This is a genomic window from Lacinutrix venerupis, assembly GCF_001971745.1.
Classification (GTDB): Bacteria; Bacteroidota; Bacteroidia; order Flavobacteriales; family Flavobacteriaceae; genus Lacinutrix; species Lacinutrix venerupis.
On the sequence record NZ_CP019352.1, the window covers coordinates 1,009,809 to 1,036,372 of the forward strand.

The 26,564-nt window shown below is 31.1% G+C and carries 26 protein-coding genes and 1 tRNA gene; 9 read left to right on the forward strand and 18 right to left on the reverse strand.

The genetic code is table 11. The annotated features are described in order from the left end of the window. Positions 1–2 precede the first annotated feature (2 nt). The 10 genes from BWR22_RS04580 to BWR22_RS04625 all read right to left on the reverse strand — a co-directional run bounded on the left by BWR22_RS04580 (position 3) and on the right by BWR22_RS04625 (position 7,987). Positions 3–1,196 (reverse strand): sensor histidine kinase, encoded by a 1,194-nt coding sequence (locus BWR22_RS04580; protein WP_076732245.1) that lies wholly within the window; start codon positions 1,194–1,196, stop codon positions 3–5. Beyond that, positions 1,196–1,735 (reverse strand): heme NO-binding domain-containing protein, encoded by a 540-nt coding sequence (locus tag BWR22_RS04585; RefSeq protein WP_076732246.1) that lies wholly within the window; start codon positions 1,733–1,735, stop codon positions 1,196–1,198. The genes BWR22_RS04580 and BWR22_RS04585 overlap by 1 nt, the downstream gene beginning before the upstream one ends. After that, positions 1,736–2,149 (reverse strand): response regulator, encoded by a 414-nt coding sequence (locus tag BWR22_RS04590; RefSeq protein WP_076732247.1) that lies wholly within the window; start codon positions 2,147–2,149, stop codon positions 1,736–1,738. A gap of 123 nt (positions 2,150–2,272) precedes the next feature. Next, entirely contained in the window at positions 2,273–2,551 is a 279-nt protein-coding gene (locus BWR22_RS04595) for a hypothetical protein (protein WP_076732248.1), read from the reverse strand. Positions 2,552–2,693: 142 nt separating this feature from the next. Further along, positions 2,694–2,969: an ATP-dependent Clp protease adaptor ClpS gene (locus BWR22_RS04600; protein ID WP_076732249.1), complete on the reverse strand. Its 276-nt coding sequence runs from the start codon at positions 2,967–2,969 to the stop codon at positions 2,694–2,696. Positions 2,970–2,996: 27 nt separating this feature from the next. After that, positions 2,997–3,833, reverse strand: a complete 837-nt coding sequence (prmA, locus tag BWR22_RS04605) for a 50S ribosomal protein L11 methyltransferase (protein WP_076732250.1) — start codon at positions 3,831–3,833, stop codon at positions 2,997–2,999. A 169-nt stretch (positions 3,834–4,002) separates the two neighbouring features. Beyond that, entirely contained in the window at positions 4,003–4,752 is a 750-nt protein-coding gene (gene tpiA, locus BWR22_RS04610; RefSeq protein ID WP_076732251.1) for a triose-phosphate isomerase, read from the reverse strand. Between the two features lie 41 nt (positions 4,753–4,793). Next, the gene (locus BWR22_RS04615; protein ID WP_076732252.1) at positions 4,794–5,870 is read right to left on the reverse strand and encodes an ABC transporter permease; all 1,077 of its coding nucleotides are present in this window, start codon (positions 5,868–5,870) and stop codon (positions 4,794–4,796) included. 7 nt (positions 5,871–5,877) lie between these two features. Then, on the reverse strand, positions 5,878–7,407 hold the full coding sequence (locus BWR22_RS04620) for a BT_3928 family protein (protein WP_083678200.1): 1,530 nt from the start codon (positions 7,405–7,407) through the stop codon (positions 5,878–5,880). Between the two features lie 37 nt (positions 7,408–7,444). Beyond that, the gene (locus BWR22_RS04625; protein ID WP_076732253.1) at positions 7,445–7,987 is read right to left on the reverse strand and encodes a DUF1599 domain-containing protein; all 543 of its coding nucleotides are present in this window, start codon (positions 7,985–7,987) and stop codon (positions 7,445–7,447) included. A gap of 105 nt (positions 7,988–8,092) precedes the next feature. Here BWR22_RS04625 and folP point away from each other — a divergent pair, with 105 nt between their 5' ends. Genes folP through cdaA form a run of 3 tightly spaced genes read left to right on the forward strand, consistent with a single transcriptional unit; the run spans position 8,093 to position 10,409 of the window. Then, positions 8,093–8,917 (forward strand): dihydropteroate synthase, encoded by an 825-nt coding sequence (gene folP / locus BWR22_RS04630; protein WP_076732254.1) that lies wholly within the window; start codon positions 8,093–8,095, stop codon positions 8,915–8,917. After that, on the forward strand, positions 8,914–9,582 hold the full coding sequence (locus tag BWR22_RS04635; RefSeq protein ID WP_076732255.1) for a hypothetical protein: 669 nt from the start codon (positions 8,914–8,916) through the stop codon (positions 9,580–9,582). The genes folP and BWR22_RS04635 overlap by 4 nt, the downstream gene beginning before the upstream one ends. A 35-nt stretch (positions 9,583–9,617) precedes the next feature. Further along, on the forward strand, positions 9,618–10,409 hold the full coding sequence (cdaA, locus tag BWR22_RS04640) for a diadenylate cyclase CdaA (protein ID WP_076732256.1): 792 nt from the start codon (positions 9,618–9,620) through the stop codon (positions 10,407–10,409). Positions 10,410–10,429: 20 nt separating this feature from the next. On the opposite strand, the gene BWR22_RS04645 is transcribed toward cdaA, so the two are convergent. Both BWR22_RS04645 and truA read right to left on the reverse strand, forming a co-directional pair. Then, on the reverse strand, positions 10,430–12,196 hold the full coding sequence (locus BWR22_RS04645; RefSeq protein WP_076732257.1) for an ABC transporter ATP-binding protein: 1,767 nt from the start codon (positions 12,194–12,196) through the stop codon (positions 10,430–10,432). 2 nt (positions 12,197–12,198) lie between these two features. Beyond that, positions 12,199–12,942, reverse strand: coding sequence for a tRNA pseudouridine(38-40) synthase TruA (truA, locus tag BWR22_RS04650; RefSeq protein WP_076732258.1), 744 nt, complete (start codon positions 12,940–12,942; stop codon positions 12,199–12,201). 104 nt (positions 12,943–13,046) lie between these two features. Here truA and BWR22_RS04655 point away from each other — a divergent pair, with 104 nt between their 5' ends. Beyond that, complete coding sequence (locus BWR22_RS04655; RefSeq protein ID WP_076732259.1) at positions 13,047–13,544, forward strand: metallophosphoesterase family protein; 498 nt, start codon at positions 13,047–13,049, stop codon at positions 13,542–13,544. A gap of 59 nt (positions 13,545–13,603) precedes the next feature. Here BWR22_RS04655 and BWR22_RS04660 read toward each other — a convergent pair whose 3' ends face one another. Continuing rightward, positions 13,604–14,014 carry a DUF4293 domain-containing protein gene (locus tag BWR22_RS04660; protein ID WP_076732260.1) on the reverse strand — a complete coding sequence of 137 codons (411 nt, stop codon included), beginning with the start codon at positions 14,012–14,014 and terminating at the stop codon, positions 13,604–13,606. Positions 14,015–14,215: 201 nt separating this feature from the next. Here BWR22_RS04660 and rho point away from each other — a divergent pair, with 201 nt between their 5' ends. Beyond that, on the forward strand, positions 14,216–15,940 hold the full coding sequence (rho, locus tag BWR22_RS04665) for a transcription termination factor Rho (RefSeq protein WP_076732261.1): 1,725 nt from the start codon (positions 14,216–14,218) through the stop codon (positions 15,938–15,940). A 127-nt stretch (positions 15,941–16,067) separates the two neighbouring features. Here the strand turns inward: rho and BWR22_RS04670 are convergent, their stop codons facing one another. From BWR22_RS04670 to proS, 4 genes are all read right to left on the reverse strand, one after another. Further along, positions 16,068–16,472: a hypothetical protein gene (locus BWR22_RS04670; RefSeq protein WP_241828230.1), complete on the reverse strand. Its 405-nt coding sequence runs from the start codon at positions 16,470–16,472 to the stop codon at positions 16,068–16,070. A 127-nt stretch (positions 16,473–16,599) separates the two neighbouring features. Beyond that, complete coding sequence (rpsT, locus tag BWR22_RS04675) at positions 16,600–16,851, reverse strand: 30S ribosomal protein S20 (RefSeq protein WP_076732263.1); 252 nt, start codon at positions 16,849–16,851, stop codon at positions 16,600–16,602. 28 nt (positions 16,852–16,879) lie between these two features. After that, positions 16,880–16,951 (reverse strand) — tRNA-Glu (locus BWR22_RS04680). Positions 16,952–17,104: 153 nt separating this feature from the next. Next, positions 17,105–18,583: a proline--tRNA ligase gene (gene proS, locus BWR22_RS04685; RefSeq protein ID WP_076732264.1), complete on the reverse strand. Its 1,479-nt coding sequence runs from the start codon at positions 18,581–18,583 to the stop codon at positions 17,105–17,107. A 100-nt stretch (positions 18,584–18,683) separates the two neighbouring features. On the opposite strand from proS, the gene BWR22_RS04690 reads away from it, so the two are divergent. Both BWR22_RS04690 and BWR22_RS04695 read left to right on the forward strand, forming a co-directional pair. Continuing rightward, positions 18,684–19,649 (forward strand): hypothetical protein, encoded by a 966-nt coding sequence (locus tag BWR22_RS04690; RefSeq protein ID WP_076732265.1) that lies wholly within the window; start codon positions 18,684–18,686, stop codon positions 19,647–19,649. A 41-nt stretch (positions 19,650–19,690) separates the two neighbouring features. Then, positions 19,691–21,244 (forward strand): OmpP1/FadL family transporter, encoded by a 1,554-nt coding sequence (locus BWR22_RS04695; protein WP_076732266.1) that lies wholly within the window; start codon positions 19,691–19,693, stop codon positions 21,242–21,244. Positions 21,245–21,322: 78 nt separating this feature from the next. Here the strand turns inward: BWR22_RS04695 and BWR22_RS04700 are convergent, their stop codons facing one another. Further along, on the reverse strand, positions 21,323–22,348 hold the full coding sequence (locus BWR22_RS04700) for a glutamine synthetase beta-grasp domain-containing protein (protein WP_076732267.1): 1,026 nt from the start codon (positions 22,346–22,348) through the stop codon (positions 21,323–21,325). 191 nt (positions 22,349–22,539) lie between these two features. On the opposite strand from BWR22_RS04700, the gene BWR22_RS04705 reads away from it, so the two are divergent. Together BWR22_RS04705 and BWR22_RS04710 are read left to right on the forward strand one after the other, a co-directional pair. Continuing rightward, positions 22,540–24,726 carry a glutamine synthetase III family protein gene (locus BWR22_RS04705; RefSeq protein WP_076732268.1) on the forward strand — a complete coding sequence of 729 codons (2,187 nt, stop codon included), beginning with the start codon at positions 22,540–22,542 and terminating at the stop codon, positions 24,724–24,726. A 216-nt stretch (positions 24,727–24,942) separates the two neighbouring features. Beyond that, positions 24,943–26,445 carry a curlin gene (locus tag BWR22_RS04710; protein WP_076732269.1) on the forward strand — a complete coding sequence of 501 codons (1,503 nt, stop codon included), beginning with the start codon at positions 24,943–24,945 and terminating at the stop codon, positions 26,443–26,445. Positions 26,446–26,564 lie beyond the last annotated feature (119 nt).

The window sequence follows — 26,564 nt, forward strand, 5'->3', positions numbered from 1 at the left end:
TCTTATTTTTTTAGTGTAAAATAAAAGGTTGTACCTACATTAGGTTCGCTATCCAACCAGATTTCTCCTTCGTGTAAATTGACAATTTTTTTTACGATTGACAACCCAATGCCGGTAGAGTCTTTACTTTTCTTTAATGAGTGAAATATTTTAAAAATTTTTTCGTGAAACCTTTTTTCAATCCCTATACCATTGTCTTGTATTGAAAATTTATAATGGCTTTTTAAATCTTCTACGTCTATTGTTATTATGCCATTTTCTTTATCTATAAATTTAATGGCATTGCTTATTAAATTTTGAAATAATTGTTGAAGTTTTGTTTTGTCTCCTGTAATATTGGGTAAAATATTGAGGCTTTTTATTTCTATATTTTCTGGGACATAAAGTATAGTAACAAGTTGGTTTACTAAGCTGTTTAAATTAACTTCTTGTTTTAAAGCTGTATCTGAACCTACACTAGAGTAGTTTAGAACATCTGTAATTAGTTGTTCCATTTTTTCTAATGTTGATTCTATTAAAGTTATGTTTTTAAGACTTGTATCATCAAAACTGTTAATATTATCTTCTTTAAGCCAGCTCACCAATGCGTGTATACTTCTTAAAGGAGATTTTAAATCATGCGATACAATATGAGCATATTCTTGAAGCTCATCGTTACTTTTTTCTAACTTATTTACTAATTTTTCTTTTTGTAATTCTAAATTTTTTATCTCTGTTATATCTCTAACAATACCTTGTGCGGCGACTGGTTTTTTATTTTTATCAAAAATTATACTGGCATTAATATGTACCCACTTAATTTCTTTTGATTTAGTATATACTCTGGCTTCGTAATCTTTAAAATAGCCTTTGTCTTTTAAATTTAAAAAGGAAGTTATGGCATATTCATAATCTTCATTATAGATAAGATTTGCTACATTTATAGATTCTTTTTTTATATCGAAGCCAAATAGTTTTGTAGCAGCTTCATTAAATTTTAAAATATTGCCATCTAGATCCATAACAACATATGCATCTACAATATTTTCAAAAACACCTTCTAATTGAGAGGATTTTTCGTCTAGGAGTTCTTCTAGTTTTTGGGAAGTGTAATATAATTCTCTTGATTTTTCTTCAAGAATTTTTTCGGCAGCCTTTCTTGCTGCTTTTTCTCGTTTTAGAGCACGTTGTAGTATTTCTACTTGATCTTGACTCATTAATTTTTATGAATAACAAATCTAACTTCTGTTCCGTCTTCTTTTATTTTTTCTAGGTCTATTGTTGCTGTAGAGTTAAAATGCTCAAAAGTTTTATTCATTAAACCTAAACCAAAATGATGCATAGCTCTACTAGATTTATATATCATGGTTAAAGTATCGTTTGTTTTTTCTATAACTTCAAAAGTTGGGAGCTCTGCGTCTGGATAAATTTTTCTTACTTCAACATGTATGTGGTTTTCTATAGATGAAATCATTTCTATAGGATCTTTATAGGTTGCAAGAAGATCTGGATAACTTTTTTCTATAACACTAAAAAAGTGTTCTGCATATACCAATAATAAATTATCTATAGATATACCTGTGTTTTTGCTTAAATGCTCTAATAATTGTAACATTTCCGAAAAACTATAAGTGCCTACTGCGGTATAAATACCTTCGGATTCTAAGGTAGAGCTTGAAATGATTTTGTCTACCATTTCTAATCCAAACTTATCTTCAACTAACTCTAAAAACTCTGTAAATACTATTCCCTTCATTTACACTACAATTAATTCATTAATACTCCAATATGCTAATAATTTTTCAATTTTACTAACATAATCTTCATATTTTAAAGGTTTTATTATATAACCAGCAACACCAGTTTTATAGCACTCTAATAAATCTCTTTGGTTATTAGAAGTTGTTAAAATAATAGTTGGTATATATCTTAAAATTTCGTCTTTTTTTAAGATTTTTAAAAATTCAATACCATTTATTTTAGGCATATTTAAATCTAACAAGATTATATCTGGTAAATTATCTTTTTGTTCTAAAATTTCTAGAGCATCTTCTCCGTTATTAGCTTCTATAATTGTGTGGTCTAATTTTAACGTAGAAATTGTTCTATTCAATTTCATTATTTCAATCATATCATCTTCAATAAGAAGAATTTTAAGTTTTTTTACCATTATGAGGGTGTTTTTTTGAATTTTTTGGAAAGTTACATCAATAGTAAAATTTAAAACTTAATAATCGTTTATATCGATTTAAGTGTAGACGAATGACGCTTAAGTGTAGACGAATGGTTTTTGCTATTCTTTACAATACTGTATAGATTTTAAAGTATTTATTTTTGCATAGTGTCTTATTTTTTCAAGTTCTTGTAAGAAACTTAAAGAATATTTGTCTTCATTTTTTTTGTCTAAGTGCATTTCGAAAAACGAAATGAATTCTAGCTGTTTTAAATTATTATGTAGATTATTGAGGTGCTGCTTTTTTGTAGAAAAGAGTTGTACCGTAGTCGTTTTTTTATTTGAAGAATTTTTATCTGTTTTTAGAATTCTTGAAAACTGTTTTTTAGAAAAAATCATTTTAGTGTAGGTAATTAATTAATATATAGGACAATATTAATTTTATTTCTACTTGATTTTTTTTAAATTCTATGTGCGAAGTTTTTGTGTCGATAGAATGTAGTTTACTATCGATAAATGATTTTATATTTATAAGTATTAGTTATATAATTTCTGCATTAATACCTGCTTCTAAGATTTTAGAACATCTAGGTTTTAAATCTTTAAGATCTCCGGTTTTAACAGTACATTGCCCTTTATAGTGTACTAGTATTGTGCATTGTTCGGCTTGTTCTGGAGTATGATCGCAAGCTTTAATTAATGTTTCTATTACGTGGTCGAATGTGTTAACGTCGTCGTTATAAACAACAATTTCGTTATTTGGTTTTTCTAAAGTTTCGACGTCGTGTTGTTCTTGTATTTTTTCTTTCGTGCTCATTTACAAAAATTTACAATTACTAAAATATTAATTTTCAAAATGTAATGCAACCCAATTATTTCGATTTAACTTATTTTTTAACTTTAAACCGTTTGCGTTACATTCTTTTTCTATAATATCTATATCTGTTTCATAAAAACCGCTTAAAAATAGTGAGCCGTTAGGATTTAGACATTTACTATAGGTTTTGATATCGTTTAAAAGAATATTACGATTTATGTTGGCTATAATAGTATCGTATTTTTGGTCTATAAGTAAATTGGCGTCGCCTTCAAATACCGATATGTTTTTGCAATTATTACGTTCTGCATTTTCTATACTATTTAAATAGCACCAATTGTCTATATCTATAGCGTCTATAGAGCTTGCTCCTTTCATTTCAGCTAAAATGGCTAATACAGCAGTACCACAACCCATATCTAAAACAGATTTTCCTTGAAAATTGTTTGCCATTATGTGCTGAATCATCATGCGTGTTGTTTCATGGTGACCTGTACCAAAACTCATTTTAGGTTCTATAACAATATCGTATTGTGTGTCTGGTGTGTCGTGAAAAGGAGCACGAACAGAACATAAGTTGTCAACAATAATTGGATTAAAGTTTTTTTCCCATTCACTATTCCAGTTTACTTGCTCTATTTCATCGAAGGTATAAGTTATTTTGAATTCGTTATTTGTTAAAACGTATATGTCTTCTAAGATGTTTTCTCTCCATTCTTCTTTTTGAATGTAAGCTGTTACTCCTGTTTCTGTTTCTACGAAGCTTTCGAATCCTGCATATCCTAATTCTGCAATTAAAATTTCGGTTGCTGGTTGTAATGGTGTTACTGTAAAATAATAACCTATGTAAATTGTGTTTGACATTGTATTTGCTATGTTTCTAATAGATGTGTTGCGTTAGCGGTTTTAATGGTATCCTTTTTTGCAGCCATATATGGTAAAAAAAGATATAATGGAAGACGCTACTTTTTGCAATGTTGTAAAGTAAAAAAAACTTTATAGTATTGTAAAAAGTAACGCCTATATTATTAGTTTAAAATGCGTTTACAATGGCTATAAAATCTTCGGCTTTTAATGATGCTCCTCCTATTAATCCGCCATCTACATCTTGCTTGCCAAAAATTTCTTTAGCATTTGCAGGTTTTACACTACCTCCATAAAGTATGGTCATGTCTTGAGACACTTGTTCTCCATATTTATTGTTAAGTGTTTTACGAATAAATTGGTGCATATCTTGAGCTTGTTCTGGGCTTGCTGTTTCTCCGGTTCCTATAGCCCAAACAGGCTCGTAGGCTAAAACAATGTTTTTAAAGGCAGCAGCGTCTAAGTGAAATAGTGCATTTTTAATTTGATTTTCTACTACTTTTTCTTCGTTTCCAGCTTTTCTGTCTGCTAATTCTTCTCCAAAACAAAAGATTACTCGCATATTATTTTTTAATGCAGCGTCTACTTTTTTAGCTAAAAGCTCATCGGTTTCATTAAAATAAGCACGACGTTCGCTATGTCCTAAAATAACGGTTTGTATACCAACACTTTTTAACATAGATGCGCTAACTTCTCCTGTATAAGCACCATTGTCTGCAAAGTGCATATTTTGTGCTATAACTTCTATATTAGAGTTTTTTGTAGAATTAAAAGCTTGATAAAGATTTACTGCCGTTGGAGCAATCATTACCTCGGCATTTGATGTTTGTTTTTGCTTTAATAAATTTGAAATTAATGTTTCAGTTTCTGATAAATCATTATTCATTTTCCAATTTCCTGCTACTATGTTTTTTCTCATAATATGTCCTGTAAATACAGGTGGTTTTTAGTTATACTGTTTTATTGTAATGTTACTTTTGGATCTAACCAAGCATATATAATATCTACAAAAATATTGATAATTATAAAGAGTAGTGCAATAATTAACACAGAACCCATAATTACAGGTAAATCTAATGTGTTTAATGCGTTTACTATTTCTTTTCCTAGGCCATTCCAACCAAAAATATATTCTACAAAAACTGCTCCAGCAAGCATAGATGCAAACCAACCGGATATTGCCGTTACTACTGGATTTAAAGCGTTTTTAATGGCGTGTTTTTTTATAATTTGAAATTCGCTTAAACCTTTTGCTCGTGCTGTTCTAATATAATCTTGATTAAATACTTCTAGTAAGGAGTTTCGCATAAGCTGAATTACAACAGCTAGCGGACGTATACCTAAAACGAATGCAGGTAGTATTAGGTTTTTCCATTTAATATTTACGTTTTCTCCATAGTTGTCTAACTCGAAAAGACTACCAGTCATTTCTAAATTGGTGTACTTGTGAAGGATAAAACCAAAAAACCAAGCAAATAAAATGGCGCTAAAAAAAGAAGGCACACTCATACCAACGGTACTTAATATTTGTATTGTTTTGTCTAAAAACGTATCTTTTTTTAAAGCAGAAATTATACCTAAACTTATTCCTAAAAGTAATGCAATTGTAATGGCAGAAATGGCTAAAACAAATGTATTTGGTAATGTTTCTGCTAATACGCTACTTACTTTTTTCCCTTGTTTTGTAAACGATTCTCTTAAGTATGGAAATTTTAATACAGTTGTTGTATTGTTAATGGTAAATAGTCTTGTTGCTGTGTATTTGTTTTCTCTTAAATAAGTATAATCTTCTTTTTTATTAGAGTGAAACGAAATAGGAGAGAGGTCGTTTAAATAATATAGGTATTGTGTGCTTACAGATTTATCGAACCCATATTTTTTTTTAACGATGGCTAATTGCTCGCTATCTTCATTTTGCCCAAGCATCATCTGTGCAGGATCTCCAGGTAAAATGTTGAATAAAAAGAATATTACAGTAACTACTCCAAATAATGTAAGTAGTGCGTAGATTGTTTTATTTAGGAAATAGCTTAGCAGATTTTCTTTATTTTAAGGTGATTTTTTGAATAACTTGATATGATGTGTTATCTGCTTTATTTATAGAGTCTATCATTTTTAATGATTGCTCATCTCTTGGATAAGTAATAGTTTTAATAGTGTTTTTATCTACAGCCATTGCTTGTTTTTTTGAAACAATTTTACCGTCAATAGTATAAAGTACCATTTCTGGTATTTCAAATTTTTCAGTTTCAGCGTTTCTTTCTTTATAATTAATAACACCTACAAAATTTTTGTTATATAATGTATTAATAGAATCAAGTAATGTTTCAATTGGCTGATTAAGTGGGTAGTTTACAAATAAATCTAGGTCTAAACTTTCAAACTTTTCTCGAGATATAATTTCATCGTCTAAAATATACACAGTTTCTCCTTGCTCAATATCTGCTGGAGTATTAGGCTCAACCTCAGGTTCAACCACAGGTAGCTCTAAATCATCCACATCGTTAAAATGCTCTTTTTGTATTACTGTTCCTTTTTTTAATTTTAAAATACCAGGATTAGAACGAACAACAGTTTTTAAAGCTTTTTCATCACAGAGGTAGAAGTTAAAATTAAAACCATATTTGTCTTTTGCATATTGTTTTGCATCGTCTCCAGAAGATGATAAACCAATTACTGTATAACCATTTTCAATGGCTTTATCTGTTGCTTTTTTTATGTTTTTAAGTCCGTTTTCATTTGCGGTTGCAAGGTTATATGCAACTACAATAATAAGGTTTTCTTTTGCTAAAAAGTAATCGGTTAAATTTTCCTCATTGGTTTCTATAGAGAAGTCTTTAACTGGAGGATCGTATCCTTCTTCAATAATCTTAGTTTCTACTCCAACATATTCTCCATCTACATTTGGATAGCTACCATCTGTAACATACTCTACATTTTCTCCACCAACATTGAAAGTCCAAGTAAACTCTTGTATTGCTTTTGGCGCATCTTCTGGTACAACCATACCTTCTGCAATATTTTTGCCAACAGCATAAGCTCTAAAATCCCAAGTAGGTAAATGCATTAATACATGGTATCCAAACCATAAACTACCAATAAAACCTAGTAAAGCAAGAATAGTTGTTGGGAATTTACTAAATACAGGTTTAATGTGTTTAATACCAATAACCAATACAAGAATAAGAATAAGCAATATTAAGTCTTTAGTAAAGCTTTCCCAAGGTTTCATAGGCAGGAAGTCACCAAAACATCCACAATCTTTTACAACATCAAAATATGCAGCATAAAAGGTTAGGAATGTAAAGAAAACAATCATTGCTAGTAACATCCATACGGTAAATTTTTTCTTGTAACTTATTAATAGAAAAACGCCCAGTACAACTTCTAATACAACAACAAATACAGAAATGCCTAGAGCATAAGGTTCTAAAAAAGGAAGATTTAAAACTTCTGCACTAAAATACTCTTCTAGTTTATATGAAAACCCTAAAGGATCATTTAATTTTATTAATCCAGAAAAGATAAATAATCCTCCAACTAATATTCTACAAATGTTTACTAAGTATTTCATAAATGTATTATTGTTTCTGCTAAAGCAGCTATATGTTTTAGTTATTTTCGTTTAAATGTATCATAGCAAAAATGGCGTAATTAATCATGTCTTGATAATTAGCATCAATACCTTCGCTTACAATTGTTTTGCCAGCATTATCTTCTATCTGTTTAACTCTAAGTAGTTTCTGTAAAATTAAATCGGTTAAAGAGCTTACGCGCATATCTCTCCAAGCTTCACCATAATCGTGATTTTTGTCTTGCATTAATTGTTTGGTGGTCGCTACTTTTTCATCGTATAAAATAGTTGCTTCTTTAGTAGATAAATCTGGCTGTTCTACAACACCTTTTTCTAATTGAATAAGCGCCATAATACAATAGTTTATTATACCTATAAACTCACTTTGCTCACCTTCGTCAACTTTTCTAACATCATTTTGTTGTAAACCTCTAATGCGTTGTGCTTTTATAAAAATTTGATCTGTAAGAGATGGTAGTCTTAAAATGCGCCAAGCACTGCCATAATCGCTCATTTTATTAATAAATAGATTACGACAAGTTTCTATAACCGCATCGTATTGTTTTGAAGTATCTTGCATATGTTGTTACAAATTTGCGTAAATTTCGCATAAAATTGTCTAAAATTCAAGGTTTCATGTTTATACTTTTTAAATGTGTTACAAACTACAAAGATAAAGGTACAAATGACCATTAATTGCAAAGGAAAACTTATAGATTTATCTACACCAAAAATAATGGGTATTCTTAATGTTACACCAGATTCTTTTTACGATGGTGGAGTATATAAAGAAGAGTCTAAAATTGTTAATCGAGTAAAAATAATGCTGGAAGAAGGCGCTACTTTTATAGATGTTGGCGCATACAGTTCTAAACCAAATGCAGATGAGGTTTCTGTAGATGAAGAATTAAACCGCATACTTCCAATAATAGATGTGTTATTGAAGCATTTTCCAGATATTGTAATTTCTGTAGATACGTTTCGTGCTGAAGTTGCAAAACAATGTATAGATAAAGGTGCTGCTTTGGTAAACGATATTTCGGCAGGACTTTTAGACGAAAAAATGTTGGAAACGGTTGCTAGTTTAAATGTACCTTACATTATGATGCACATGCGTGGCACACCAAAAACTATGCAGCAACAAACTAACTATAATGATATTTTAAAAGATATACTTTTTTATTTTTCTGAAAGAATAACTAAAGCAAGAGCATTAGGTATAAAAGATATTATTTTAGATCCAGGTTTCGGATTTGCTAAAACTACAGAGCAGAATTTCGAATTACTAAACATTTTAGAAGGCTTTAAAATAACCAATTTACCTTTCTTGGCAGGATTATCTAGAAAATCTATGATATACAAAACATTGCAAACCAGTCCAACCGAAGCATTAAATGGCACAACAGCATTAAACATGATTGCTTTACAAAAAGGTGCAGCTATTTTACGTGTTCACGATGTAAAAGAGGCGATGGAATGTGTTACGCTTTTTAATAAATTAAATAAATGAAAAAATTATTATTTGCTTTATGCTTATTAGTTTTATGCGCTTGTGGAAAAAAGAAAGCTGTATTTCTTCCAGAAATACAAAACGCTAAAATTACTGAGATTAAAGATGTGTCTCCAGCCTATCTTTTTTACGATGAAACAAAGCCAGATAGTTTAGATTTAAACAGAGCTAATTTAATAATCTCGACTAATTGGTTAGTTAATGTAGACAAGCGTTTAACTTTAAAACAAGTTGTTCCAGCAATAAAAAAACTGCAAGATAAAAAACGAAACTCTAGCCATAAAAACGAAAATGCTCGAAATTACTATACTTGCAACGATACAAGTATTAAAAATTTAGGTTTTATTGATTTTACAGATGTGGTTTATAGAGGAGGAGATGAAGATGTCGAACTTGAAAATGATTATGATATCTATCATTTAATAGTGGATAAAGAGAAACAAGTTCAAATTGTTGATTCAAATAAAAAAATAATTGAAACAGATTTTAAAAATGTAACTGAAGTGCTTCAGGATTTAAGTGAAAAAGAAGAACTTCAGAATATGTTAACTCTATCTTTTATCAAAAATATTAGTTTTCAAGACTATATTACAATTAAAGCATTATTATTAAGTGCAGAAATAGATAACTTAAAAATTAGCAATTCAGAATTTATTTCAGATTAACTCAATTTCATTAAATTTACAAAAACCATTTTCTATTGGAAATTTTCGACAACATTTTAAACTTCGGTATTAAAGACTATATAGATGTCTTCCTTGTTGCTTTGCTTTTATACTATGTATATAGGTTAGTAAGAGGCACTGTAGCAATAAATATTTTTTTAGGAATTGTTGTTATCTACTTTATCTATTTAATTGTAGAAGCATTACAAATGGTATTGCTAACAAAAATACTTGGAGGTTTTATAAGTGTTGGTTTTATAGCATTAATAGTTGTGTTTCAGCAAGAGGTTAGGAAGTTTTTATTAATGATTGGTTCTACCAATTTTGCTAGTAAACGTGGGTTTTTAAAGCATTTAAAGTTTTTAAAAATGGAAGGCGTATCTTCCTCTTCTACAGATATAGATGTTATTATTGCTGCATGTAATAAAATGTCAACAACAAAAACAGGAGCACTAATAGTATTAGAACGCGAAAATAATCTTGATTTTTTGGTCACTACAGGAGACGAAATGAATATTAAAGTTACACAACCAATTATAGAAAGTATTTTTTTTAAAAACAGTCCGCTTCATGATGGAGCTATTATTATAGAAAATAACGTTGTTAAAGCAACACGTGTAATATTACCAGTAAATAACGAGAAAACTATACCGCAACGTTTTGGGTTAAGGCATAGAGCAGCAGTTGGTATTACCGAAAAAACCGATGCTATAGCAATAACAGTTAGTGAGGAAACAGGACAGATTTCTTGTTTTAGAAACGGAACATTTGTAGATTTTAAAGATACTACAGAACTAATAGATTTAATTAAAGAAGATTTAATTTAATAGTTTAAAAAAACATTTTACTAAGCAACATCAGCTTTTAAAAACTGTACTTCATAAAGATTTCTGTAATATCCATTTTCTTTTTTAAGTAATTCTTTGTGAGTGCCTTGTTCTACAATTTTACCGGCATCCATAACAATAATCTTATCTGCTTTCTGTATGGTTGCTAGTCTATGGGCAATAACAATAGAGGTTCTGCCTTTGGTAATTTTATCTGTAGCGTTTTGTATCAATTGTTCGGAGTACGAATCTACCGAAGAAGTCGCTTCGTCTAAAATTAAAATACTTGGGTTTGTAACGTATGCTCTTAAAAACGAGATTAATTGGCGTTGTCCAGAACTTAACATGGCGCCACGCTCTTTTACATTATAAAAATAACCGTTTGGTAAACTAGAAATAAAATCATGAATACCAATATCTTTTGCCGCTTGTATTACCTGAGCTTCGGTAATCTCTGGATGATTTAATGTAATATTTCCCATAATAGTATCTGCAAACAAAAAGACATCTTGTAAAACTACAGCTATTTGATTTCTTAAAGAGGCTAGTGTAACTGTTTTAATATCTATATTGTCTACTAAAATTTCACCACTATTAATTTCGTAAAAACGGTTTAGTAAATTAATAACTGTAGACTTTCCAGCTCCAGTAGAACCAACAATGGCAACAGTTTCTCCAGCTTTAACATTTAGAGATATTCCTTTTAAAACTTCTTCATTTTCAACATAACTAAAATGAACATCTTTAAAAGTAATAGCACCTTTAAAATCTTGAGCTTCTATTGTGCCTTTATCATTAATTTGTGAAGTAGTATCAATTATTTTAAACACACGTTTAGCAGCAACCATTCCCATTTGTAATGTGTTAAACTTGTCTGCAATTTGTCTAAGAGGTCTAAATAATTGTGGAATCATCATTATAAACATAAACAATTCACCTGCGGTTGCAGTACTGCTAATAACAACCATTAAACCTCCAAAATAAACAATTAAACCAGAGGTAATGCCAGAAAGAAAATCTGCAATTGGAAAAAAAATAGAATTGTACCAAATCGTTTTTAACCAGCCTTTTTTATGGCGTTCATTTATGGCTTTAAAGTTTCTATACTCTGTTGCTTCTCTTGTAAATAATTGTAGAATTTTCATTCCTGATACACGCTCTTGTACAAAAGAGTTAAGGTTGGAAACCTCTGTTCTAACTTCTTCAAACGCTTTTTTCATATAGCGTTGAAAAACCTTTGTAGCATATAAAACAATTGGCATAGTTACAAAAACTATTAAACTCAATTTAAGATTTGTATATAGCATAAATGCAGAAATTGCAACCATGACCATTAAATCTCTCATAATCATAAACAGGCCTTGACCAAAAATATCTGCTATACGTTCCATGTCTGTTACGGCACGTGTAATAAGCATTCCAACTGAAGAATTATCATAATACTTCATCTTGAATTTTAGCATGTGGTTAAATAATATTACACGAACGTCTTGTACAATATTTTGGCCAAGCCAAGCAGCATAAAATTGAAAAAAGAACTGAAATATTGTTTGTAAAACCAACAAAATAACCATTACAATAATGTAATATAAAAAGCCTTTTTCTATTTTTAGTTTTATATGGTTATCTATAGCTATTTGAAGTAATTTGGGAGTAGCAATACTTAATCCTCCAATAATTAAAACAGATAATAGTACACCATAAAAAACAATTCTATATGGTTTTGTGTATTTAAACAAACGCTTAAATAATGTAATATCAAATATGTTTTCTTTTTTATTGCTCAATGTTATTTTTTTATGTTTTCAGGATATTCAATTGCTGTTAAATATAAAGCATGTGCCGGAACCGAAAAACCAGCTTCGCTTCTGTTTTTAGATTTTATAATATCGTGCATCGATTCAACTTCAAATTTACCAATTCCAATATTAATAAGCGTTCCTACAATAGCACGAACCATATTTCTTAAAAAACGATCTGCTTTAATTGTAAAATGAAGCTCATTATCTACAATCTTCCATTCGGCTTTCATTATATTACAATTATAAGTTTTTACATCTGTATTGCTCTTAGAAAAACATTGAAAGTTTTTATACTCCAATAATATTTTGGTAGCCTCTCTAAGCTTGTTGATATTTAATTTTGGCTTTAATAAAAAAGCTTGTTCTGTATTAAAAGGATTTTTTTCTAAGGCAATTCTATATAAATATTGTCTGCTTAAAGCATGAAACCTTGCATGTGCATCAGGTTTTACTTCAAAAATATTTTGAATTGAAATATCCTCAGGTAAAAAAGAATTTAATTTATAAATAAGCTTAGGAGTATCAAAAATAATTTCAGTGTCAAAATGAGCGAATAGTTGTGTAGCATGCACTCCCGCATCAGTTCTTCCAGCTCCCATAGTAGCTATAGGTTCTTTTAATAAAGTAGAAAGACCTTTTTCTAAAACTTCTTGCACCGATATAGCGTTAGGCTGAATTTGCCAACCATGATATGCTTTTCCGTTGTATGAAAGTTCTATAAAATATCGCAAAGAAACTTGTATTTTTGTTTTTTTAAAGACACAAAGATAATTGTTTTTGTTCCTAAAGAAATGCTAAAAAAATAAAAAGATTACCGCTTTCGCGGAAAGTAAGCATGAAAAAAATACTTCTACTTTCAGATACACACAGTTATATTGATGATGATATTTTAAAATACGTTAAGCAAGCCGATGAGGTTTGGCATGCAGGAGATATAGGAGATTTAAAAGTTACAGATGCAATTTCAAAACTAAAACCGTTACGAGGTGTTTATGGAAATATTGATGGTGATAAAGTACGTTTAGAATTTCCTGAAAACAATAGATTTATGTGTGAAGGTGTAGATGTTTGGATAACCCATATTGGTGGCTACCCTAATAAATATAATATAAGAGTTAGAGAAGAAATATATAAAAATCCACCTCGAATTTTTATATGCGGACATTCGCATATTCTTAAAGTAATGCCAGATAAAAAACTTAATTTAATACATATGAATCCAGGCGCAGTTGGTAAACATGGTTTTCATAAAGTAAGAACGATGTTACGCTTTACAATAGATGGTAAAAAAATTGAAAATTTAGAAGTTATAGAATTTCCTAAAAGGTATTAAAAAAAAAGCCCAAGATCTTCACCTTGGGCTCACGCACTAATACTACTAAGATGTTAGGTTTATCGCAATCTATCTACAGATTTTACAAGATCTTCATCCTTTTTAATCGCCTTATTAGCCAAAGCTAATAACACAATAGACAGAATTGGAAGAAAAATCCCAATACCTTTCTCAGAAACCAAAGCTTCTCCAGATATGTTTAGAGATTGATAGGCGAAAAATCCTAGTAAAATAAAGTTTAATATGATGTTAAGTCGTCCCAATACAAATTGCAACTTCCTATTTTTAAACATAAATATAGATAACAAAGATAAAGCTGCAGAGCCTAGAAATAGACCAAAATATAACAACTCATCCATTGCAAAGATTTTTACATCTTCGTTTGTTATCCATAAATGAAATACAAAAATCAATCCAGCCGAAATTCCAGCGGCAAGCAGTAAATAGACAGATTGAATACGTTGTAACATTTATTTTATTAAAATAATTTCAGCTCCAAAAATATAACTTCTTTTGGAAATTTTAACTAAAAACTTAAAATAAAGTTGTATTATTGCATAAGCGCATTGCAACAATCACATTAGCAATACGTTATTCTTCAAATTTTATATTATAATTTTCTTCGGAAATTTTCAACAACATATTTTTCTAAAAATATCAATAAACAATTCATGTTTGAAATCTCACAATTAAAAGAAATGAAGCTTCCTGAATTGCAGGAAATGGCTAAAAAACTTAGTATACCAAAGTTTCGTTCATTAAAAAAATTAGACTTAGTTTATCAAATCTTAGATAAGCAAGCATCTAACCCAAAGGCAGTACAAGAAGTAAAAGTAGATGCACCACCAGCAAAATCAACTACAACAAAAACTCCAGCTAAGCCCAAAAGAGAACGTGTACAACGTACCACAGCAAATAAACCTAACCCAAGAACAAAGTCTCAACCAAAAGCTAATCAAGAAACTTTAGCTTTTAAAGAAGACGATGTTAAAGAAAATAATGCTGATAAAGATAAAAAAGAGGTAAAAGAGAGTAAAGAGGATAATAAGCAAGCGCAATCAAAAACGCCTGCAAAAACTCAGCAGCCAAAACCACAGCATAAAAAGCCTGTTCATAATCATCAAAATAAAAAAGACGATAAAAAGGAAAATAACTCTAATCGTCAAAACAATAATCAAAATAAACACCAGAATAAACACCAAAACCGAAATCAAGGTAAAAATGGTAATACACATGGTAATAACGATAATCGTAATCGTTATCGAGAGCCGGATTTTGAATTCGATGCCATTATTGAGAGTGAAGGTGTTTTAGATGTCATGCAGGATGGTTATGGATTTTTAAGATCTTCAGATTATAATTATTTATCATCTCCAGACGATATTTATGTGTCGCAGTCTCAAATCCGTTTATTTGGATTAAAAGTAGGAGATACAGTATTAGGTAATGTTAGACCTCCAAAAGAAGGAGAAAAGTATTTTCCACTTATTAGAGTGAATAAAATAAATGGACAGAGTCCAGATGTGGTTAGAGACCGTGTGTCTTTCGAGCATTTAACTCCATTGTTTCCTCAAGAGAAATTTAACATTGCAGAGAAGCAATCTACAATTTCTACACGTATTATGGACTTGTTTGCTCCAATAGGAAAAGGCCAACGTGGTATGATTGTTTCCCAGCCAAAAACTGGTAAAACAATGTTGTTAAAAGATGTTGCTAATGCAATTGCTGCGAATCATCCAGAAGTATATCAAATGATTTTACTTATAGATGAACGTCCAGAGGAAGTTACAGATATGCAGCGTAATGTAAGAGGAGAAGTTATTGCTTCCACTTTTGACAAAGAAGCACATGAGCACGTAAAAATTGCAAATATTGTTTTAGAAAAAGCAAAACGATTAGTAGAATGTGGACACGATGTTGTTATTTTATTAGATTCTATTACACGTTTAGCAAGAGCTTATAATTCTGTACAGCCAGCATCTGGAAAAATATTGTCTGGAGGTGTAGATGCAAATGCATTACATAAACCAAAACGTTTTTTTGGAGCAGCACGTAATATTGAAAATGGAGGTTCTTTAACAATTATAGCTACCGCATTAACTGAAACAGGCTCTAAAATGGACGAAGTTATTTTTGAAGAATTTAAAGGTACTGGTAATATGGAATTACAATTAGATCGTAAAATTTCTAACCGTCGTATTTTTCCAGCTATCGATTTAACATCGTCAAGTACAAGACGAGACGATATACTTCTAGATGATAAAACTATTCAAAGAATGTGGGTAATGAGAAAATACCTTGCAGATATGAATCCTGTAGAAGCTATGGAGTTTATAAACGAACGTTTTAAACAAACGAGAACTAATGAAGAATTTTTAATCTCTATGAACGGTTAAAATCTCTATATTATAAATAAAAAAGCCTTGATAATTTATCAAGGCTTTTTTTATGGTGTGTTTTTTAGAAATCTAAACTAAGACATTAAAGTGTATTTTAATGCTTATTTATTGTAATAAAAAATTATTAATAAGACATTAATAATTCTTTATATTCTCTTAAATCAGAGATGTTAGATTTGTTGTTAAGATTTCTAGTTAATGAAATTAAATATTTAAGGCTTTCTACAGGAGAGTTTTCGTCACTAATATCTTCATCGGTATCTTCTTCTATAGGTTCATCTTGAGGAATTGGAATAAAAAAGTTTCCGAAAGATTCTATGTGCTCGTATGTTAATCTTAACACCTTAACAACTAAGGGGATTTCTTCTTCTAAAGCAAAAACACGTAATGCTTTAATGTCATCAATCAATGTAGTTGTATTTATACCAGTTTTATCAAGATTTTCAAGAATGTTATCAATAGCTTTAATTGCGTTTGTATTTTCCAAATTCGTAAGATTATATGATGGTTGATTTTTTATTAATTGCAAATTTATACTTTTTGAAATTAATATAGAGACCTTATTTAGAGTAAATTTTTAGAAAATAAAATTATGCAAAACAAAAAAGCCTATCGATAATTCGATAGGCTTTAAATATTGTGTTTCTTACTCTAGCTTATATTGCAGCAACGTGCTTAGCTAAACCAGATTTTAAATTTGCAGCTTTATTAGCGTGAATAACGTTTTTCTTCGCTAATTTGTCTAACATAGAATGTACAGAAGGTAATAAAGCTTCTGCTTCTTTCTTGTCAGTTAACTCACGTAATTTTTTAATTGCATTACGTGTAGTCTTGTGCTGATATTTATTTCTTAAGCGCTTAGATTCGTTACTTCTAATTCTTTTTAATGCTGACTTATGATTTGCCATTTGTTTCTTTTTTCTTTTTTAAAAATTGTAGCCCGTAGGGGAATCGAACCCCTCTTACATGGATGAAAACCATGCGTCCTAGCCGATAGACGAACGGGCCATTTTATTTTGAGTGTGCAAATATAAATTTTATTTTTATTTCTGCAAATAATTTTTTCAAATAACTTTTACAACGTTTCCATTGCGGATGCAAAAATACAACTATTTTCTACTTTTGCAAGAGCTAATTAAATTTTTTTTTTAAAAAATTTAATTAATAAGCTTTTGCAAATAATACTCTGCGTTTAGATGGTTTTCCAGAATATACACAAATACCGTCAACCATCTCTCCTTCAAGAGGTAAGCAGCGTATAGTTGCTTTTGTGATTTCTTTTATTTTATCTTCAGTTTCAATTGTACCATCCCAATGTGCTGAGATAAATCCTCCTTTTTCTTCTAAAACAGACTTAAATTCATCAAAATTTTCAACTTCAGTAATGTGAGAATTTCTAAAATCTAATGCTTTATTAAAAAGTGAGTCTTGAATTTCTACCATTAAACCTTCAACTTTTTCAATTAAAGAGTCTAAAGACACTGTTTCTTTAGTTAAAGTATCTCTTCGTGCTAATTCAACAGTTTCATTTTCTAAATCTCTTGCTCCAATGGCTATACGTAAAGGAACTCCTTGTAGTTCATGTTGTGCAAATTTAGCGCCTGGTCGATGTGTTGTTCTATTATCAAACTTTACTGTAATTTGTTTAGCGCGTAAATCTTTCATGATACCATTTACAACTTCTGTAATTTGGTCTAATTGTTCATCTGTTTTATATATAGGAACAATTACAACTTGATTTGGAGCTAAGTTTGGTGGTAATACTAAACCTTGATCATCACTATGTGTCATGATTAAAGCTCCCATTAATCTAGTTGAGACTCCCCAAGACGTAGCCCAAACATGATCTTGCTTTCCTTCTTTATTAGTAAACTTTACATCAAATGCTTTTGCGAAATTTTGTCCTAAAAAATGAGATGTTCCTGCCTGTAAAGCTTTTCCGTCTTGCATAAGTGCTTCTATACAATAAGTTTCATCTGCTCCAGCAAAACGTTCGCTTTCAGATTTTAATCCTTGAATAACAGGTATAGCCATAAAGTTCTCTACGAAAGTTGCATACACATTATTCATGGTTTCTGCTTCTGTAATAGCCTCGGCTTTGGTTTCGTGTGCTGTATGTCCTTCTTGCCATAGGAATTCTGCAGTACGTAAAAATAATCTTGTACGCATTTCCCATCTCACAACATTTGCCCATTGATTGATAAGTAACGGTAAATCTCTGTAAGATTGTATCCATCCTTTGTACGTATTCCATATAATAGCTTCGCTTGTAGGTCTTACTACTAACTCTTCTTCTAATTTAGCTTCAGGATCAACTCTTAGCTTACCTTCATTGTCAGGGTCATTTTGTAATCTGTAATGAGTAACAACTGCACATTCTTTTGCAAAACCTTCTGCGTTTTTTTCTTCGGCTTCAAATAAGCTTTTTGGTACAAATAATGGAAAATAAGCATTTTGATGGCCTGTTTCTTTAAACATTCTATCTAATTCTGCTTGCATTTTTTCCCAAATAGCATATCCATAAGGTTTTATTACCATGCAGCCTCTAACTGCTGAATTTTCAGCTAAATCAGCTTTTACAACTAATTCATTATACCATTTTGAATAATCTTCTGCTCTTGTTGTGAGTTTTTTGCTCATATAGTGTCTTTTGGCACAAATATTGTGACTATGTTAAAAAAAGAAATAGTTTGACAAAACTAACTATTTTTGTTATGTTCAACAATAAAAAGAAACAGTTATGCATTTAAAAAAATACTTATCTAATAAATTACCAGCATTTGCTTTGGTTTTATTTACTATAGTTCTCACTTCTTGTGGGTCTTATCAATATGTTGGTCAAAGTACTGATGGTATATATGAGGATGATGAAATTGAGGCGGACTATGTAGGAACAGATGATAGTGAAGACACTTATTACAAAAATTACTTTAGAGAAAAGTCTAAAGAAATAGATTCGGAAAACGATGAAGAGGTTTTTGTAGATATAGATTCTTATAAAGGAGCATATGTTGAAAACGCTGATCAGACTGTAAATGCTAATACAGGTTATGCTTCTTGGGGAGATAATGAAAGAGAAGTTTCTGTCAATATTTATAATAACGGTTTTGGCTTTTATAATTATTGGAATAGACCTTATTATGGTTGGAATAGATTTGGTTGGAGTAGATTTGGTTGGAATAGGCCTTTCTCTACCTGGAATATAGGATTCGGATATGGTTACGGATATGGTGATTTTGGTTTTGGAGGTTTTTATGATCCTTTTTGGAATCCTCATCCTTTTTATGGTTATGGATACGGTTATGGTCCTTATTATGGTGGAAACTGGTACGGTAGAAATTTAGCGTATAATTCAACAAGAAGAGGTGGAGTATATGGTAGGAGTTCAGAATTACAAAGAAGGGTAGATGGTGCAAGGAGAGCTAATACTTCTTCTACTAGAACAAGGACATCTTCTACACCAAGAGTGAGGAGTTCTAATGCTCCAAGAGTGAGAACTTCTACGCCAAGAACGTCTACACCGAGAACATCTACACCTAGATCTTCAAAATCTGAAATAAAGACAAGAACACCAAGAATATCTACGCCAAGAACTAGGACTTATACACCAAGAACATCTTCTCCTAATCGTTCGTCTATAAGAAGTTCGTCTCCTAGTCGCTCATCTGGTTCTTCTAGAAGTTCAGGGAGTAGAAGGAGAGGTTAATAAAATTAAAAAAGAATAAAGAAAAGAGAAGAAAAAAGTATATGAAGAAAAAAGTGTTTTTAATAATTGCAGTTGCATCAGTATTTTTTGCAAATGCTCAAGATATAAACGATGCATTGCGATATAGTAGTGGAGAGGTAGTTGGCTCGGCAAGATATAGGGCTCTTAGTGGTGCATTTGGTGCTCTTGGAGGAGATTTAAGTGCTGTTAATGTAAATCCTGCGTCTTCTGCAGTTTTTACTAATAGTTTTGCTTCCGTGTCATTAAATATAAGAGATGTAGATAATGAAACAGTTTTTTTTGGAGGAACAAGATCGTCTTCAGATTCTGATGTGTCATTAAATCAAGCAGGTGGAGTTTTTGTTTTTGAGAATAGACACAATAATTCTATGTGGAAAAAATTCACTTTTAGTGTAGCTTTTGATAACTTAGATAATTACGACGATAGTTGGGAGTCAAGAGGTGTTAATGGTAAAGAAGCTATTCAAGGTGGTTCGGTGGCAAGTTATTTTTTAAATAATGCTCAGGGTTTGAATGTTAACGATATTTCTGCTTTTGATGGGGAGTCTTATGCAGATGCTTATGCGGATATAGGTTCTGCTTTTGGAGTTCAAAATCAGCAAGCATTTTTAGGTTATTCTTCTTTTATATTAGACTTAGATCCTGATGGAAATAATGAAACAGAGTATGTTTCTCTTGTAGAAGGTAATTCTTTCGATCAAAGGTTTGGATATTTAGCTACGGGTTACAATGGTAAAATTGCTTTTAATTTTGGAGCTCAATATGGTGATAATCTCTATTTAGGCTTAAATTTAAATTCTCATTTTCTTAATTACGAAAAATTAACTGTTTTAGAAGAGTCTAATAATGAAACTGGAGGTGTGATTAATAATGTTTATTTTGAAAATGTTTTAAATGCTAATGGTTCCGGTTTTTCTTTTCAATTAGGAGGAATTTATAAATTAACTAACGAGTTTAGAATTGGTTTGACTTACGATTCACCTACCTGGTTTTCAATTGAAGAAGAGTCTACTCAATATTTAGAAACAAGTAGTATTGATGGTATTCCTTTAGTAGATGGTAGTGCGTTTTTTGGAGAAGCTATAAATCCTCAAGTTATTAATGTTTTTGAACCTTATAATTTGCAGTCTCCAGGAAAAATAACAGGAAGTTTAGCTTATGTTTTTGGAAAAAAAGGGTTAATTAGTTTCGATTATTCTAGAAAAGATTATAGTAAAACAAAATTCACACCAAAATCTGATGCTTATTTTAGAACGCAAAATTCTATTATTGCGGATAGGTTAACAGCAGCTTCAACATTTAAATTAGGAGGAGAGTATAAAGTGAATCAATTTAGTTTTAGAGGAGGTTATCGTTTTGAGGAAAGTCCGTATAAAAATGGAGTGACTGTAGGTGATTTATCTGGGTATTCTTTAGGATTGGGTTATGATTTTGGAAATACAAAATTAGATATTACATACGATGCTTATAGTCAGTCAAGAGAGCATCAATTGTATAATACTGGTCTTACAGATAGTGCTTTTATTGATGCAAATAATTCTAATATAACATTATCACTCGGTTTTAGTCTGTAGTGGTTATATATATTGAAATAAAAAAAAGCGTTTGAAATTTTCAAACGCTTTTTTTGTTTTTTAAAATATGTTTTAATCTTAACTAATGTTAGCAGATTTAACTGTTTTTATAATTCTACCTGCAATTTTGTATGGGTCTCCGTTAGATGCAGGACGTCTATCTTCTAGCCATCCTTTCCAGCCATTTTCTACTGTAATAATTGGAATTCTAATTGAAGCACCTCTATCTGAAACTCCATAAGAAAAATCGTTGATAGAAGCAGTTTCGTGATCTCCTGTTAAACGTTGGTCGTTAAACTCTCCGTAAACAGCAATATGTTCTTTAACAACAGGTCTAAATGCTTCACATATTTTTTCATATGTTTCTTTAGATCCACAAGTTCTTAATACGCTATTAGAGAAATTAGCATGCATACCAGAACCATTCCAGTCCATATCTTTTCCTAATGGTTTTGGGTGGTATTCTATATAGTAACCATACTGTTCTGTTAATCTATCTAATAAGTAGCGAGCAATCCATATTTCATCTCCAGCTTTTTTAGCGCCTTTTGCAAAAAGTTGAAACTCCCATTGACCAGATGCAACTTCTTGGTTAATTCCTTCAAAATTTAATCCAGCTTCAATACATAAATCGGCATGTTCCTCAACTAATCCTCTTCCGTGTGTGTTTTTACCTCCAACAGAACAATAGTACATTCCTTGTGGAGCAGGATAACCTCCAATAGGGAAACCTAATGGTAGTTGTGTTTTTGTGTCCATAATAAAGTACTCTTGCTCAAAACCAAACCAGAAATCAGAATCTTCATCTTCAATAGTTGCTCTTCCGTTAGAAATATGAGGTGTACCATCGGCATTTAGTACTTCAGTCATAACTAAATAACCATTCACTCTTGCTGGATCTGGGTAAATTGCTACTGGTTTTAATAAACAGTCAGACGAGTCTCCTGATGCTTGTCTTGTAGACGAACCGTCAAACGACCAGTTGCTTAATTCTTCAATAGTTCCTTTGAAGTCTTCATGTTCTTCAACTTTGGTTTTACTTCTCATATTCTGAGTTGGAAAATAACCATCTAGCCAAATGTATTCTAATTTAATTTTTGCCATAGTACTTTTAAATTATATTAATAATATGCATGCAAATATAAAATGATTTTTTTTTAACCTATAAAAATATAAGGGTAAAATTATAAAAATTATTAAATACATATCAACAACCCTATTTTTTTAAGGGTGTTTGTGTTTTTGATATTTTAAATCTGCTAAAATTAATATATTTGCAAAAAAAAGTCATAAATATGTCAACATTAAGGTTTTTTGCTATTAAAGAAACATTGAATAGAAAGTCTGTAAAAATTAAGGAGGAAAAACGTCGTTCAGAAATTTTTGCAGAAAATGTATATAACACAAAAAAAATGCGTCAAACTTTAACAAGTGATGCTTTTTTAAGCTTAACAAATGCTATTGAAAAAGGAAGTCAAATAGACAGGGCAATAGCAGACCAAATTGCTTCGGCAATGAAAGATTGGGCTTTGTCTAAAGGAGTAACGCACTATACGCACTGGTTTCAGCCTTTAACAGGAGCAACAGCAGAAAAGCATGATGCTTTTTTTGAAACTATAGAAAATAATGAAGCTATAGAGAAATTTGGAGGGAGTCAATTAGTACAACAAGAACCAGATGCATCAAGTTTTCCAAACGGAGGGATTAGAAATACCTTTGAGGCAAGAGGTTATACAGCTTGGGATCCCACATCTCCAGCATTTATATATGGTACAACTTTATGTATTCCAACGGTATTTGTAGCTTATACAGGTGAGGCTTTAGATTATAAAACACCGTTGCTTAGAGCTTTACAAGCTGTAGATAATGCTGCAGTTGCTATTTGTAAGTATTTTGATAAAAATGTTAAGAAAGTAAATGCTTCTTTGGGTTGGGAGCAAGAGTATTTTTTAATAGATAGTGCCTTAGTTTCATCTCGCCCAGATATCCAATTAACAGGTAGAACTTTGTTAGGGCATGCGTCTGCAAAAGGACAGCAGTTAGACGATCATTACTTTGGAACCATACCAAATCGAGCAATGTCTTACATGCGAGATTTAGAAAACGAATGCATGTTGTTGGGTATTCCTGTAAAAACAAGACATAATGAAGTAGCTCCAAATCAATTTGAACTTGCGCCAATTTATGAAGAGGCAAATTTAGCTGTAGATCATAACGCTTTATTAATGGATGTTATGGATAAAATAGCAAGACGTCATAATTTTAAAGTGTTATTTCACGAAAAGCCTTTTAAAGGAATAAACGGTTCTGGAAAACATAATAATTGGAGTTTAAGTACAGATACCGGTGTTAATCTCTTAAGTCCAGGAAAAACTCCAATGAGTAATCTTCAATTTTTAACATTTTTTATAAATACAATAAAAGCAGTAAACGATAATGAGGAGCTGCTACGTGCAGCAATAGCATCTGCAAGTAACGATTATAGGTTAGGTGCTAACGAAGCGCCTCCAGCAATTATTTCAGTGTTTATTGGAGAACAACTTACTAGTGTTTTAAATGAATTGGAAAATGTAACTAGCGGAAAATTATCGCCTCAAGAAAAAACAGATTTAAAACTTAATGTTGTAGGTAAAATACCTGAAATACTTTTAGATAATACAGATAGAAATAGAACCTCACCTTTTGCATTTACTGGTAATAAATTTGAATTTAGAGCAGTAGGATCTAAGGCAAATTGTGCAAATCCAATGACGCTGCTTAATTCTATTGTGGCAAAACAATTAATAGATTTTAAAATTGAAGTTGATGAGTTAATTGCTAAAAAAGACTTAAAAAAAGACGAAGCAATTTTTAATATTTTAAGAGAGTATATTAAGAAATCTAAAAATATTTTATTTGAAGGAAATGGTTATGGAGAAGCGTGGGAAAAAGAGGCTAAAAAAAGAGGTTTAAGTAATAATAAATCTACACCAGAAGCGCTAAAGGTTAAAGTTTCTAAAAAAGCATTGTCGTTATATAGTGATTTAGGTGTTATGAATACAGCTGAAGTGGAAGCTCGTTATGAGGTTGAATTAGAAGAATATATAATGCGTATTCAAATAGAAGGACGAGTTCTTGGGGATTTAGCAAGAAATCATATTGTTCCCACGGCGGTTAAATATCAAAATATATTAATTGAGAATGTTAAAGGTTTAAAGGAGATTTATGAGAAAGACTTTAAAAAGGTATCTAAAGCTCAATTAAATTTAATCGAAGAGATTTCTAAGCATATTGAAAGCGTTAATAATTTGGTTAATGATATGACTGAAGCTAGAAAAAAATCAAATCAAATTACGGCTTTAGAAGAAAAGGCAAAAGCGTACTGTGATGTTGTAAAACCATTTTTAGAAAATATTAGGTATCATTGCGATAAACTTGAGCTTTTAGTAGACGATGAGCTTTGGCCGCTTACAAAATATAGAGAATTGCTCTTTACTACGTAGTTTTACGTAGTTAAAAATACGTAATTGTACGTAGCTAAAAATGAATGTGTTAAAACCAATAAGTAATCTTTTTCTTACCTAGCGTGTCGTTTCATCGAACTTTATTATGAGCTAAACGAATAATTAAGCCAATAACCTTTTTTTTAATGTTATATCAATTTTTGTGTTTAAATATTTCTATATATTTACAGTGCTATTAATCAATATATATTTAACATGAAAAAAGTAATTTTAGGTGCTTCGGCACTACTATTCTCTGGTGCATTATTTGCACAATTACCAACTCAAGGATCTTTAACAGATCAAAATGGAACAACTTCAGTAGATGCTCAAGTAGCTGTTGATCACGCAGGTGGGAACGGAAACATGGGTGAGGCTATTCAAACTGGTAACACTAATAAGTTACAAGTTATGCAAGCTGGAACAAATCAATCTTCTTATTCAGTACAAGCAGATGGATTAGGAACTGGAGATAACAGAGCAAGAATCTGGCAAACTGGTGAGGTATCAGCAGCAAGTGGCGAAGGTAACGCTGCAGATGTTAGACAAATGGGTTCTGGTAACCAGTCTACTTCTTACCAAGAAGGAGATTTTAACGAAGCTGTTACACGTCAAGGTATGAAAGACGGTGGAGCAAGTGGAGGAAACAAAGCTTTAATTCACCATGGAACTGGACAGCAAGGTGAAATGAATTATGCTATGATAGAGCAAGATGGTCAAACCAACTCAGCTACAACTGTTCAACAGTACGACAACAACCAAGCAAGAACAATCCAAGAAGGAGATAATAACATTGCGGGTCTTTATCAAAACTCTGGACCAAACGGTTCTGATGGTAATACTGCTATAGCTGAGCAATATGGTGATTCAAACGTTACTATGATAGATCAAGATGGTAGTCGTAATGAAGCACATTCTGTTCAAGAAGGAAATTTAAATGTTTCTAACCAAACGCAAAATGGTAATGATAACGTAGCTTTAGTAGATCAAGGAGCAGATGTTAATTCAATTATTTTTGGTTATACTCAAGCGAATTTTGATGTTACTGTTTTGCAAGCAGATGCAACTTACCTTGACGGTACTGATAACACAGGTTTAGGTTCTACAGATGGTAGAGCGTTACAAGTGCAAAATGGTGATGGTAACGGAGCTTATATAGGTCAATGGGGAGACAGTAGTGAAGATAGTGACTACGCAGAGCAAAACCAAACAGGTAATACAAACTCAGCTTACATAAATCAGAATGCTCATGGTTCTACAACTGGAGGAGCTAATTATGCTCGTCAAGATCAAACAGGAGTTAGTAACTTAGCGGTTTCTGGTCAAAATGGTAGGGATCATAAAACTTACCAAAGACAATATGGAGATGTTAACATTGCTATTACTTCTCAAAGAGGAGATTCTAACTTAGTAAGTACTTACCAAAGTGGAGATGGAAACTATGCTATTTCTGGACAAAGAGGTCTTGCTAACCAAACTTTAATTGTACAAAAAAGTGGGGTTGCAGATGGTTCAGGACACAGCTTCCAAGCTAGCCAAAACTTAGCAGACGGTATGGCTAACGGAGGAAACACAATTAGTGTATTACAATTAGGACCTAACGGAGACTTAATGACTGAAGGTGAAAACTGTGATTTCCAAGATATGGAAACTTTAGTTACACCAGGAACACCAGCAGACTTTAATTTAGATGCTCCATGTGGTGCAGGTGGATGTTAAAATCCAATCTAGATTAATTTAGGTTTTTACATATTAGAAAAAGGAGGATGTCTAAATAGCAAGCATCCTCTTTTTTTTGTTTAAGCTTTTTATGGTTTTATAAAAAAGAACTTATCAAA